Below are 12626 nucleotides of genomic sequence, written 5' to 3' on the forward strand. Positions count from 1 at the left end.
CGTTCAAGTATATTTACAATCTATATTATTCAAAATGAGTGAGTACTCACTCTATACTTTCATCTTAGTTCATCCTTTACGATCAGTCAATAAAAAGTGAGTACTCACTCAATCATACTATAAAAAAAGGCTGCTAGGGCTGGTTATCCGCTTGGTTTTATAATAGCACCAATATATCTGCACCTTGAAACTCGGAAAGTTCTTTAATCGTAATACTCGAACTTGGTGTTATATCAATTACATAAACAAGGCAATGAAGACAATATTCCACCTCTACACTATATTGCACCCAAAACGCCTCCATTACAAAAAATAAAATGTATAAACAATATTTTAGAAGTATTTATTATTTGTGTATAACTTCACAAATATCATTGACATTTTCAAAAACAAGGGTTATATTACTGATGTGGTCAATCGCCGATTACATTTGTCGCCGATTATTCAATACTACACGAGGAGACATAATTAATGAATAGAATACTTGTAATAAATGCACATCCAAATTTCAATTCTGAAGAGGTATATAGTGTAAATGTATTAAATCATTTTAAGAACACACTTAAAAGTAAGGACCCTTCTGCAAAGATTGAGCAAATTAACTTGTATAACGAATTTATACCTAATGTAGATTCAAACGTTTTATCTGCCTGGGGAAAATTAAGTGAAGGTATTCAACTTAACTCAGATGAAGCTCGTAAAATAGAAAGAATGAATGAGATATTAAAGCAATTTAAAGAGATAAAGCAGTATGTAATCGCCTTCCCACTTCATAATTTCAATATTCCATCTAAATTAAAAGATTATATGGATAATATTCTAATTGCGCGTGAGACTTTTAAGTATACAGAAGACGGTTCAGTAGGGTTACTTTATGATGATCGAAAATTATTAGTCATTCAAGCCAGTGGTGCAATTTATACAAATGATGATTGGTATACAGAGGTTGAGTACGCTCATAAGTATTTAAAATCCATGTTTAATTTCTTAGGTGTTGAAGACTATCAAATAATAAGAGCACAAGGCACAGCTTTGTTAAAAAGAGAAGAAATATTGGCTAATGCATATAAGGAAGCTGAAGATGCTGCAATGCGTTTTATAAAATAATTGAAAAAATTTAGACTTAAGAACTATTAAGGATATGTCATTTTAAAAATGGTATCAATGAGCAAAAACGGCATACTAAATAATCAAATTAAATAATTAAATTCATAATTAGTGAGGTTAACATAAATGAAAATTGTAGTAGTTGGTGGTACTGGATTTATTGGAACTAAAATAGTTAGCAAACTTCGTGAGACAGAACATGAAATTATTGTAGCATCACCTTCCTTAGGGGTTAATACAATTACTGGTGAAGGACTTGTTGAAGTACTTATGGGCACTGATGTTGTAATTGATGTAACTAATTCCCCTTCCTATGAAGACAACGTCGTATTGGACTTTTTTGAAACTTCTACTCGAAATATTCTTGCTGCTGAGAAAATTACCAACGTAAAACATCATGTTCATTTATCAATTGTAGGTACGGATGGTCTTCTTGAGAGTGCATACTTCCGTGGTAAAATGGCTCAAGAAGAATTAATAAAAGATTTCAGTATCCCTTACACGATTGTTCGTACAACACAATTCTTTGATTTTATTCTGACTCTTACAGATTTATTTACCGATGGAGACACTATTCGTTTACCTGATTCGTATAATCAGGCAATATCCTCTGAAGATGCTGCAGAAGGCATAGTCGACTTTGCACTAAGTACACCAGTAAACGGTATTGTTAATTTAGCCGGACCAGATCGAAAGAAATTTGCTGATTACGTAAAGGCTTACTTAGAAAGTAAAAGTGATATACGTAAAATTGAAGCAGACGAAAAAAATCTATACTTTGGTGCAAAACTTGGCGAGTTTTCGTTAGTTCCTACTCTAGAAGAAACTCTGCATACTGCCCCAACACATTTTAAAGATTGGCTTAAAGAAAAATAAGATATTAATACCTGCTTTAGTTTAAATCCCTATTTTTAAGTTTAGACTTCAATAACAAAGTAAAAAAATGTATGGAGCAATAGCTACCATACATTTTTTATTTTAATTTCACACTCTATTTTTCTACATTACAAAATAGATTTTCTAAAGAAAGATGCCTATAAGGCATCTTTACTTAAAAGATTTATAACGCTTTAATCATTTCCTCAACCATTAATGTTGAATTAACAGCTGCCGTATGAAGGAATTGATCAAATGAAATATTTGATTCTTTACCTGCAATATCTGACAACGCTCGTGTTACAACAAATGGTACTTTAAAAGCATAACAAACTTGAGCGATTGCAGCTGCTTCCATCTCTACAGCATATAGATCACCAAATTTCTCTTTTACAAAGTCTACTCGTACTGGATCATTCATAAATGAATCACCAGTTACGATTAATCCTTCAACAACTTGGATACCATTAATTTTTTCAGCGCATTTTTTAGCGATAGACTTTAATTTGTCATCAGAAGGGAATGCAGCTGGCATACCTGGAACTTGACCATATTCATAATTGAACGCGGTAACGTCTACATCATGATGACGCACTTCAGTTGAAATCACAACGTCTCCTACATTTAAGTCAGTATGAAGTCCGCCTGCAGATCCTGTGTTAATAACAACATCTGGCTGATATTTTTCTAAAAGAATTGCTGTTGCCATTGCGGCATTAACTTTACCAATTCCAGACTTTAATAAAATTACTTCTTTACCTTCGTATGTACCTATATTATATTCTGAGCCTGCAACTTCTTCTTTTCTCAAGTTGTCTAATTTATCACGTAATACATGTACTTCTTCTTCCATTGCTCCAATAATAGCTAATTTCATTCTTTAAATTCCCTACTTTCTCTTTCAAACTTTAATCATTTTACCATATAGAGACATATCATTCATCTTTAAGAATGCGTACAACAAAAAACACTTTAAATTTTAAAAGTTTCCTAAAAAGGCGTTCGCTTTCCATGTGGCGTAACCTTATCGTTTGATCCCATAGAGACTCAAACTTTATAGCTTTTAATACTTTAACTCTTTTACTTCTTGTACCAAAATAGGGAGCCAGCCTTCTTTTACAACCCAATGTAAGTAAATTACATATTTATAGCTTAAGTCGTTTGTGGCAACGTATACATTTATACTTTGCTGATCGTATCCTTGACTAATATGCCAAATTGAATAATCTTCTTTTGTTAAAGAAATCGCATTTGATACTGCTTCTTCCATTTCATAAAAGTCCTGAGACATATGACTATAATGAACTTTATGTGGCTCAACTTGTCTTGTTTTATTAGGTGTCCATTCTTTTACAGTCGATTCTATAATATTTTCATCATTTATTGAATCTTTAATAATCTCATTTACTTTTTCTCGATATTTCGCTTGATAAGGATTCGGTATATCTGTCATTTGCTTTGGTTCTTGAGCAATCGTAGTAATCTGAGCTTTTGCAGTATTAGGCTCTATCTTTTGTTGGTTGATGATTGGTAAAGTTATTTTTATCCCTAAATAGATGATTCCAAAAAGAAGTGGAATAAGTAGTATTCGGAAAAAATAATTTCCTCTTCGTACTCGTCTTAATTTTTGGACCCTTTTGTTTGGTTCAATTGAAGACATTGACAAAATCCTCCAAAAACAACTAATTTTTCCCTATTTTAACATAGAGTTAATTAATTAAAAATAGCTATTTTGTGTGGTTTTTATCAAAGTTATATATAGATTTTATTAAACTTGTAACAGTGTCAGAAGTAGATGTAACTTCGTTTGGAACATTTAAACTAACAACTGCGAATGCATACCTTGGCTTATCATATGGAAAATAACCTGCAAACCATTTGTTTTGTTCGACTATTTTACCATCTACTACTTTTGTTTCCGCTGTACCACTTTTCCCTGCTAAAGTGTAAGGCAAACTAGTATATCGATTTCCCGTTCCTTTCGCATCCGTAACTACACCTCGTAGTAACTCTCTTAATTTTTGCATTGAATCTGGAGCTAGATAATCATCAGCTAATGTCTGTTCTGGGAATTTAAACATTTCTGTACCATTTTTATATACTACAGAATCTACTACTTTTACTTGTTTTGGGCTTCCACCTCGCGCAATGGTAGCCATCATATTAGCTACAGCTAAAGGGGATACTTTCACATCCTGTTGTCCAATGGATGTATTTAAGAGCTTATCACTTAAAGAGTTTCCTACAAAATATGTTGGTTTCCCTTCATTTTGAAATTGACTAAAACTAGATTCATGATAGACAGATCCTGTCCATCCTACTGGACCATCTAAACCTAGCTTTTTGGCATAGGCTTGAAACATATCTTTATTTTTTAAAGTTAATTGCTTACCTAATTGGCCAAATGTGTAATTACAACTTTCATAGAAACTTTGTTGAAAAGTTAAATTACCTTTTCGCTTTTTCTCTTCATCTTCGTATTTACCGACTAGATTATTATTGCAATTATACATTTGATTTTCTTTCACAATACCTTGATCTATTGCAGCAGCCGCTACAACTGTTTTAAAGACGGAACCGGGTGTACTAGCTAATAATGCATAATTAGTCGCAGTATTATCATTTGAAGAAAATAAATTTTGGAAATTCATAGTTGGTCGACTAACCATAGCTAATAAATTGTTCGTCTTTACGTCAATTAACACTGCAGCACCTTTTTGAAGTTTAGCTTGGTCAACAGCTTGTTCTAAAATTTGTTGTAAATCTTTATCTAGTGTAGTAGAAAGGGAAACAGGATAAAATGGATTACTAGGTTTTGCATATTTGACTTCATTTCCAAACATCGGTTTACCTAAATTATCCACGTGAAGCATTAAATTAGATGTGCCATCAGATTTTAAGAAATCTTCAAACTGAGCTTCTAAACCAATTACCCCAAATTCTTTAGGCTTATAATTTCGATCACTTTCATACTGTTTTTCATATTGTTCTTTATTTTCCCTAGCTATTCCAATTAGGTGTTCTGCCAATTGTTTATCATCTTTGTCTTGAGACAGCATGGAAATTAATCCAGAAACATGAAAATTATTTATTTGATCAATTTGTTCAGATGTTAATGTTTTTGTCATTCCTTCTAATGTAAAAGGTTCTTTTTTACCATTAAACTGATCTTTAATTTTTGCAACCGGTACTCCTGTAATCGACGATAATTTATCAATTGGCCAATCGATTGTTTTTAAAAATGGAAATAAAATAACTTTTGGAGTGTAAGCTGCACTTAATAATTTTCCATTTCGGTCTAGTATTTTTCCACGTCCATTATCAATCCGAAACTGAAATGTTCTTTGAGCAACACTTCGTTCAATTAAATTTACCTTTTGTGGGCCAAAATTCTTTTGATGAAGTACACTAATATCTAAACATCTGTATGCGATTAAAGAAAATAGTAATGAAAATATAATTAATATGGCTTTTATCCGTCTATGCATATAAAAAACACCTCATCTACAGTGTAGACGGGGTGTTCTTTTTTCAAACAATTAAATTGTTAAACAAATCAAATTATTTAACAGCAAGGATTCTTACTTGCATATCTCCACCTGGAGTATTAACTGTCACTTCCTCACCAACAGTTTTGCCTAATAAGCTTTTTGCGATTGGAGAATCATTTGAAATTTTACCTTCAAATGGATCAGCCTCAGCACTACCTACAATTGTGTAAGTTTCTTCGTCACCAGCTGGTAATTCTAAGAAAGTTACAGATTTACCTAAAGTTACTGTATCTGATGCATCATTATTTTCTGTAATAATTTCAGCATTACGGATCATATTTTCTAAAGTTGTAATACGACCTTCAACAAATGCTTGCTCATCTTTTGCAGCATCGTATTCAGAGTTCTCTGAAAGGTCACCAAAGCTACGAGCAATTTTAATACGCTCTACTACTTCAGCACGCTTTACTGTTTTTAAATTTTCTAATTCTTGTTCTAATTTTTGTTTCCCAGCTAAAGTCATAGGGAATTTTTTTTCGTTAGCCATTTTGTACACTCCTTTTAGTATCCACCGTTTCTTTTATGTAGAACTTCTAAATATCTGTTTATACAATGTAGTTGTACAAACAGTGTATGAGAATAATTAATGAAACATTCAACTTATGAAAACGCATTCTTTTATATAGAAAGATGAAGAAGTGAGTGCTTCTCCATCTTTCCAAAATTATTTTTAGGAATTATTCTCTCATATGAACGTATTATAATACACTTACTCTTTCAAGTATAGTCTGAATTTTTGTAGCCATTAAATCGATAGCCACAAAGTTCTGACCACCTTCTGGTATGATAATATCTGCGAATTTCTTAGATGGTTCACAGAATTGATTATGCATAGGGCGTACAACATTCACATATTGATCTACTACAGAATCAACTGTTCTTCCACGTTCTTTTATATCTCGTTGTATTCTACGAAGGATTCGTAAGTCAGCATCTGTATCTACAAATATCTTTATATCCATTAAATCACGTAAACGCTCGTCTTCTAATACTAGAATACCTTCTAAAATAATAACTTCTTTTGGCTCTACAGGGATTGTTTCTGAAGATCTTGTATGAATTGTATAGTCATATACAGGTTTTTCAATTGCTTTGTATTGCAATAAATCTTTTATATGCTCAATAAACAAATCATTATCAAATGCTAATGGATGGTCATAATTTGTTTTCAATCTTTCTTCCATTGGTAAATGCGTTTGATCTCTATAATAAGAATCTTGCTGAATCATTAAAATTGAATGACCTTTAAATTGATCATAGATTGCTTTTGTTACAGAAGTTTTACCAGAGCCAGTCCCTCCAGCAATTCCAATTACAATGGGCTTATTCCCCATACTTCAATCCCTCTTTCTTATCAAACTAACTTTTTTCTCATCATGTTGTAAGGATAAACTTTTTGATCCACTTTAATTTTTACGATTTCTAATGGATGTCTTGCAGCGTCTACTTCTGTTCCTTCTTCATTAACAATTACACCAACTGTTTGTTTGAAGTTGTCCATTTCAGGTCCAAAGAATTCAATTTGGTCACCTGGTTTGAAGTAGTTACGTTGTTGGATTGTTGCGATACCGGTTTCATCATCATAGTCTAATACAAGACCTGCAAAATCATACGTTGTTTTTTTGCTATGATTTCCATACATTTGCTCTTTCATTCCTGGAAGTCCTTCAAAGAATGAAGAAGCAGTGTCACGATTAGCACATTTATCTAGTTCTTCAACCCATTCTTCTTTAAATTCAAAGTTTTCTGGGTCAGCACAATATGCATCAATTAATTTACGATAAACAGATACAACAGTAGCTACGTAATGGATTGATTTCATACGTCCTTCAATTTTTAAACTATCTACACCCATTTCAATAAATTTAGGAATTGAACGTAATAAGTTTAAATCTTTAGGGCTCATTGCAAATGGAGCATCTTCTTCAGCAAATAAAGCATTTTCTGAAGCATCAGGATTTTGTGACTCAGTTTGAACTAAATCGTAATCCCAACGACATGATTGACAACATCCACCACGGTTTGAATCACGTGCAGTCATATGATTACTTAAAGTACAACGGCCAGAATAAGCAATACACATTGCTCCATGAATAAATGTTTCAATTTCAACATCTACTTTTTCTTTGATTTCTTTTATTTCTTCATAGCTCGTTTCACGTGCTAATACTAATCGATGTAATCCTTCTTCTTTCCAGTATTGTGCAGCACGATAATTTGATAAAGATTGTTGTGTACTTAAATGCACCTCTAATTTAGGAGCAGCCTCTTTACATGTTTCAATAATATATGGGTCAGCTACAATAATACCCGTTACTCCTGCAGCTTCAATTCCTTGTAAATATTCAACTAATCCGTCCATGTTTTCGTTATGAGCAAATATATTTGTTGTTACATAAATTTTCGCATTAAATTTGTTTGCAAATGCTACCCCTTCAGCCATTTCTTCTATAGAGAAGTTATCTGCATTCGAACGTAAACCAAACTCTCTACCGCCGATAAATACAGCATCTGCGCCGTATCTTACTGCAATTTTTAATTTTTCTAAATTACCAGCCGGTGCTAATAGTTCAGGTTTCTTCACGATTACACGTTTGCCATCAACTATTTTATCTAATTGTCCAATTGCCATTATTAATCCTCCTCTTTAATACAGGACTAAGGTCCAAGGCTCTAAAATACGGCTTTTCCTGCACTAGAATTCCTTGGCTGTCCTAAAATATCCATGATTTAATCTTGCTTCTATTAATACACCGTTTCTTTAAAGAAGAATCCTGTGTCAAGTGGTCTATTTACAGGTTGGATTGCTTCGATTTTGTCGAAAAGTTCGTCTTTAATATCTTCGTAAGCTTCACGATCTTCTACACATAGATCAATAGCTTGTCTGTATAGTTTTGTTACTTCAATGATATACTCTGAAGATTTTAAGACTCCGTCAATTTTGAATGAATCAATACCTGCATCAACTAATTCTTCTAACTCGTTAACAATACAAATATCATTTGGACTCATAATATGAGTTCCATTTTGATCTTCAAAAATTGGATATTTATTATTACGTTCGTGGTCAACTAGGAACATATTTTCTTCATATTTCTTTTGTTGAACGATCTCTAAATTCTTTCCTTGGTATTCAAAATAGTTACCGACAAGTGAACGTTTTGATTGGAACATAGCAGTCATCCCATGTACTTGTACTTCGATTTCTACTTTAGCATTTTCTTTAATTTCAGCGACAGCTTCAAAGCTTAACTCTCTAGCTAATACCGCACGTTTAGATCCACGTTTTCCCCAGTAATTACATGTAAACCAGTTTGTTGCCGTTGTTTCTGTGTTCCAATGTAATTGCATATTAGGTGCAATCGCACGTACAGACATAAGAACTGCAGGATCTCCGAATACAATTGCATCCACATTTGCATCTCTTAAAAAAGCAATATAATCTTCAATTTCATCAAGAATTTCATTATGGTAGACGCCATTCATCGCTACATATACTTTTACATTTTTTTTATGTGCAATTTCTACTGCTTCTTTTACAGCTTCACGATTAAATTCACCCGCTAAGCGTAATCCGAAACGTTGTTCACCAATAACAAAAGCGTCTGCACCAGCATCAGCTAATTTATCTATATCATTTAGGTTAGTTGGCGTAACTAATAATTCAGGCTTAATCATTATTAACTCCCCTTTTCTTACTAATAGCAACTCCATCACCAATTGGTATAATTGTCGAATCATACTTAGGGTGATTCATTAGCCATTCATTGTAATTTTGAATCTTTTTTATTAAAGCTTTCTTGCGTCGATCATCAACAAGATCCGCACTTTCAGCAACTTGGCCTTTAAATAAAACATTATCTGAAATGATAACACCTCTGTCTGATAACAAAGGCTCATATAATTCAAAAAATCGTTTATACTGAGCTTTAGCTGCGTCGATAAAAATAACATCAAATTGTCTGTTTACAGGCAACTTTTCTTTTAAAAGTAAAGCATCACCTTCTAAAAGTAGAATTCGATTGCTGTAATCACTTCGCTCAATAAACTCTTTTGCTTTTCGAATTCTCTCTGCATTTCGCTCCATTGTAACAATCTTCACATTTGGAAACTCTTTTGCCATTCGAATACTTGAATAGCCTATTGCACTGCCAATTTCAAGAATGGAAGTTGGCTGTATTAAATAAAGTAAACCAAGCATAAATTCCATACCTGCTTTATCCATTATCGGCACATGATGCTCAAATGCATAAGTTTCCATTTCTTCTATAAAAGGTTCTCTATGTTTATAAAAATTCGCCAAGTATTGACGAACTAAAACGTCATTCATTGCTTATAAAGCCTCCAATAGAAATACAACCTTGTCAAAAACAAGGTGTAAGTAAAATTTCTTTGTATCTGAATTTTTTTAGACCCGTAATATTCTAACATAAAAAAAAGACCCTTGGCTAGTACCAAGAATAGTTACAACGCTTTCACTATTTTTTAATTTACAAAATTCCTCAGTAGACTATTTATACTACTGAGGAATTTAATATTTTCACTTTAAAAAAAGTAATAAATTGGCAGCAAGATAGAGTAATCGACGTTGTTGCCAATTTAGGAATCAAGTATAAGTGCAACTACGTCTCTGGCTCTGCAAAAAAGGCTTGTCAATCGACGATTTTACTATATTATACAAGTATTTCCAACTTTTTATTTTATATGCTTTTCTTTTTCAGTATTGTGTTCTGCTAACGACTTTGTAAAGATTACTTTACCTGTTTTATCAGCAAGGAAATATAGATAATCTGATTTAGCAGGCTTTAGAGCAGCTTCTATACTATCAACGCCAGCACTTGCGATTGGTCCTACTGGTAACCCTTTAACATAGTAAGTATTATAAGGAGATTTAACTTCTAAATCTTTATATAATACGCGTTCTTTATGTTTACCCAGTGCATACAAAACTGTCGGATCCGTTTGTAATGGCATTCCTATTTTTAGTCGGTTATAAAACACACTTGAAATTAACTTTCGATCTGTTGTACCAGTGGCTTCTTGCTCAATTAATGAGGCCATTGTTAATGTCTGATGAGGAGTAAGCTTTTGGCTACTCATTTCTGTTTTATATAGGTCTAATGTTTTCACTGTTTCATTTAACATTGGTGTAATTATTTCCTCTAAACTTGGAGTATAATCCCCATACATATAAGTTGAAGGATATAAGTACCCTTCTAATGGATAGCGAATTCCTGGTTTAAAAACATCATTCGTTATTAATTGCGGAAACTTTTTTTGTAGTCCCTGAATAAATGTTTTATCATTCAACTGTTTTAGTACAGCTGCTTGATCTAATTTAAAACCTTTTGCAATAATCGCTGCGATTTCGCTTAATTGAGAACCTTCAGGAATCATTAAATCCTTTACAGCAACTTGATATTTACCACCTACCTGTAAGTGATTAATAATCGTTGCAACTCCTTGATTTTCGCTAAAATGATAATTCCCTGATTTTAGACTAGCGTTGTTATGCAACTTCACATATAGTTTAAAAATTGAAGTATTTTTTATTAAGTTTTTCTTTTTTAATATTGCTGCAATATTATCAACAGAGCTTCCTTGAGGAATTGATACCAATTTAATTTGTTTATTTGCTGAATTAACTGGTTTTAACATATGTTTATAAGTTGCAAAACCCGCTCCAACTACGACAATACAAGCAATAATTAAATATGTAAAAATAAGCATAATCCTGCTTTTTTTATTTGTATTCTTGTATCCATTTTTATCAAAATCGTTAAATGACAAACTTATCTACCTCCTTTTCCACGTTATAGTATACTACAAATATGTACTAAATCGGCAATTTTCTACATAAAAAAAATGCTAAACACTTTTAAAAGCGATTAGCATTTTTAAATCCAGAGATATTATTCTCCTTCTTCTTCGTCAAAGAAAGTGTTTAATACTTCTTCAACCATTTCCCACTCTTCGTCAGATTCGATTGGATATAACTCTCCATCTTCACCATCTTCTGCAGGAATGAAGCTAGATGCATGGTAGATTGGGTCTCCATCTTCATCAAACTCTTGTCCAACTGGACTATAAATTACGTATGATTTACCATAATCATCTGATTCAAAAGTCATGATAATATTACAAAGAATCTCATTACCTTCCTCATCGATGATTGTAATTTGTCTGTCTTCACCGTGTTCCATTTATATCACCTCTATTATTTTAATCCTTTTATGTATTAGTATAAAAGTGAAGAGGTGGAGGGGCCGCACAAAAAGTTATTTCTGCAAATACCATTGTTGTCGGCCAATCTCCATTCTTCTTTATCACTTTATACTATCTAAGTAGTTTTGTAAAATAACTACTGCTGCCATTTTATCGATTACTTGTTTTCTTTTCTTGCGACTTACGTCAGCAGAGATTAGAAATCGTTCGGCTGCCATTGTTGAAAGTCTTTCATCCCATAGTATAACCGGAAGATTGAATTCTTCTTCAATCATTTTTCCAAAACGCGTACATGCTTCACCGCGTTCTCCAATACTTCCGTTCATATTTTTAGGTAAACCTACCACTACTTTTTCGATTTCGTAGCTGTCGATGATTTCTTTTAGTCGGTCTAGTCCAAATTTCTGACGTTCTTCATCAATTTTGACTGTCTCAATACCTTGAGCCGTCCAACCAAGAGCATCACTTACAGCTACACCAATTGTTTTAGTACCTACATCTAGCCCAAGTGCTCTCATTAATTATTCTCCACGATGTTGTTGTAAGTAAGATTTAACTAATTCCTCAATGATTTCATCACGTTCTAGTTTTTTCATCATACTTCTTGCGTCATTGTGACGAGGAATGTATGCAGGATCACCTGATAATAAGTATCCTACTATTTGATTGATTGGATTATAGCCTTTTTCTTGTAACGCGTCATGAACCTTTAACAAAACTTCATTAACTCGTATATCTTGACCTTCATCTTGCAAACTAAACTTCATCGTTTTATCAAATGAATCCATACAAAGCACCCCACTTATCCGTATATTTTTAGCTAATTACATTGTACCATTTTTATTACGCAGTTACGAATCAGCTAAA

General features: G+C 32.8%; 15 protein-coding genes. 2 read left to right on the plus strand and 13 right to left on the minus strand.

Annotation, left to right across the window (positions count from 1 at the left end):
* Positions 1-157: 157 nt before the first annotated feature.
* Positions 158-289 (minus strand): hypothetical protein, encoded by a 132-nt coding sequence (locus tag AB1282_RS24975; RefSeq protein WP_429900968.1) that lies wholly within the window; start codon positions 287-289, stop codon positions 158-160.
* Positions 290-471: 182 nt separating this feature from the next.
* Between AB1282_RS24975 and AB1282_RS24980 the strand changes: the two genes are divergently transcribed.
* Entirely contained in the window at positions 472-1107 is a 636-nt protein-coding gene (locus AB1282_RS24980) for an FMN-dependent NADH-azoreductase (protein ID WP_056472744.1), read from the plus strand.
* 126 nt (positions 1108-1233) lie between these two features.
* The gene (locus AB1282_RS24985; RefSeq protein ID WP_429900970.1) at positions 1234-1983 is read left to right on the plus strand and encodes an SDR family oxidoreductase; all 750 of its coding nucleotides are present in this window, start codon (positions 1234-1236) and stop codon (positions 1981-1983) included.
* 184 nt (positions 1984-2167) lie between these two features.
* On the opposite strand, the gene mtnN is transcribed toward AB1282_RS24985, so the two are convergent.
* From mtnN to AB1282_RS25045, 12 genes are all read right to left on the minus strand, one after another.
* Positions 2168-2860, minus strand: coding sequence for a 5'-methylthioadenosine/S-adenosylhomocysteine nucleosidase (gene mtnN, locus AB1282_RS24990; protein WP_056472738.1), 693 nt, complete (start codon positions 2858-2860; stop codon positions 2168-2170).
* Positions 2861-3046: 186 nt separating this feature from the next.
* On the minus strand, positions 3047-3643 hold the full coding sequence (locus AB1282_RS24995) for a YrrS family protein (protein WP_429900972.1): 597 nt from the start codon (positions 3641-3643) through the stop codon (positions 3047-3049).
* Positions 3644-3710: 67 nt separating this feature from the next.
* Positions 3711-5471: a peptidoglycan D,D-transpeptidase FtsI family protein gene (locus AB1282_RS25000; protein ID WP_429900974.1), complete on the minus strand. Its 1761-nt coding sequence runs from the start codon at positions 5469-5471 to the stop codon at positions 3711-3713.
* Positions 5472-5544: 73 nt separating this feature from the next.
* Positions 5545-6021 carry a transcription elongation factor GreA gene (gene greA / locus AB1282_RS25005; protein ID WP_056472726.1) on the minus strand — a complete coding sequence of 159 codons (477 nt, stop codon included), beginning with the start codon at positions 6019-6021 and terminating at the stop codon, positions 5545-5547.
* A 211-nt stretch (positions 6022-6232) separates the two neighbouring features.
* On the minus strand, positions 6233-6868 hold the full coding sequence (gene udk / locus AB1282_RS25010) for a uridine kinase (protein ID WP_056472723.1): 636 nt from the start codon (positions 6866-6868) through the stop codon (positions 6233-6235).
* A 20-nt stretch (positions 6869-6888) separates the two neighbouring features.
* Positions 6889-8166, minus strand: a complete 1278-nt coding sequence (locus AB1282_RS25015) for a peptidase U32 family protein (RefSeq protein WP_056472719.1) — start codon at positions 8164-8166, stop codon at positions 6889-6891.
* A gap of 113 nt (positions 8167-8279) precedes the next feature.
* Positions 8280-9212, minus strand: a complete 933-nt coding sequence (locus AB1282_RS25020) for a peptidase U32 family protein (protein ID WP_056472717.1) — start codon at positions 9210-9212, stop codon at positions 8280-8282.
* Positions 9205-9864 (minus strand): O-methyltransferase, encoded by a 660-nt coding sequence (locus AB1282_RS25025; RefSeq protein WP_390309950.1) that lies wholly within the window; start codon positions 9862-9864, stop codon positions 9205-9207. The genes AB1282_RS25020 and AB1282_RS25025 overlap by 8 nt, the downstream gene beginning before the upstream one ends.
* Positions 9865-10229: 365 nt before the next feature.
* Positions 10230-11324, minus strand: coding sequence for an endolytic transglycosylase MltG (gene mltG, locus AB1282_RS25030; protein ID WP_286131715.1), 1095 nt, complete (start codon positions 11322-11324; stop codon positions 10230-10232).
* Positions 11325-11446: 122 nt separating this feature from the next.
* The gene (locus AB1282_RS25035; protein ID WP_056472710.1) at positions 11447-11737 is read right to left on the minus strand and encodes a DUF1292 domain-containing protein; all 291 of its coding nucleotides are present in this window, start codon (positions 11735-11737) and stop codon (positions 11447-11449) included.
* A gap of 123 nt (positions 11738-11860) precedes the next feature.
* Positions 11861-12277, minus strand: coding sequence for a Holliday junction resolvase RuvX (gene ruvX, locus AB1282_RS25040; RefSeq protein WP_056472707.1), 417 nt, complete (start codon positions 12275-12277; stop codon positions 11861-11863).
* Between the two features lie 3 nt (positions 12278-12280).
* On the minus strand, positions 12281-12547 hold the full coding sequence (locus AB1282_RS25045; protein ID WP_056472706.1) for an IreB family regulatory phosphoprotein: 267 nt from the start codon (positions 12545-12547) through the stop codon (positions 12281-12283).
* Positions 12548-12626: the final 79 nt, after the last annotated feature.

It is taken from the genome of Gottfriedia sp. S16(2024), assembly GCF_050473765.1.
In the GTDB taxonomy this organism is placed as follows: domain Bacteria; phylum Bacillota; class Bacilli; order Bacillales; family Bacillaceae_G; genus Gottfriedia.

What these genes read in the sequence shown, in the direction of transcription:
- AB1282_RS24980 (WP_056472744.1), top strand. Translation starts at nt 472, where the DNA reads ATGAATAGAATACTTGTAATAAATGCACATCCAAATTTCAATTCTGAA.
- AB1282_RS24985 (WP_429900970.1), top strand. Translation starts at nt 1,234, where the DNA reads ATGAAAATTGTAGTAGTTGGTGGTACTGGATTTATTGGAACTAAAATA.
- mtnN (WP_056472738.1), bottom strand. Translation starts at nt 2,860, where the DNA reads ATGAAATTAGCTATTATTGGAGCAATGGAAGAAGAAGTACATGTATTA.
- AB1282_RS24995 (WP_429900972.1), bottom strand. Translation starts at nt 3,643, where the DNA reads ATGTCTTCAATTGAACCAAACAAAAGGGTCCAAAAATTAAGACGAGTA.
- AB1282_RS25000 (WP_429900974.1), bottom strand. Translation starts at nt 5,471, where the DNA reads ATGCATAGACGGATAAAAGCCATATTAATTATATTTTCATTACTATTT.
- greA (WP_056472726.1), bottom strand. Translation starts at nt 6,021, where the DNA reads ATGGCTAACGAAAAAAAATTCCCTATGACTTTAGCTGGGAAACAAAAA.
- udk (WP_056472723.1), bottom strand. Translation starts at nt 6,868, where the DNA reads ATGGGGAATAAGCCCATTGTAATTGGAATTGCTGGAGGGACTGGCTCT.
- AB1282_RS25015 (WP_056472719.1), bottom strand. Translation starts at nt 8,166, where the DNA reads ATGGCAATTGGACAATTAGATAAAATAGTTGATGGCAAACGTGTAATC.
- AB1282_RS25020 (WP_056472717.1), bottom strand. Translation starts at nt 9,212, where the DNA reads ATGATTAAGCCTGAATTATTAGTTACGCCAACTAACCTAAATGATATA.
- AB1282_RS25025 (WP_390309950.1), bottom strand. Translation starts at nt 9,864, where the DNA reads ATGAATGACGTTTTAGTTCGTCAATACTTGGCGAATTTTTATAAACAT.
- AB1282_RS25035 (WP_056472710.1), bottom strand. Translation starts at nt 11,737, where the DNA reads ATGGAACACGGTGAAGACAGACAAATTACAATCATCGATGAGGAAGGT.
- ruvX (WP_056472707.1), bottom strand. Translation starts at nt 12,277, where the DNA reads ATGAGAGCACTTGGGCTAGATGTAGGTACTAAAACAATTGGTGTAGCT.
- AB1282_RS25045 (WP_056472706.1), bottom strand. Translation starts at nt 12,547, where the DNA reads ATGGATTCATTTGATAAAACGATGAAGTTTAGTTTGCAAGATGAAGGT.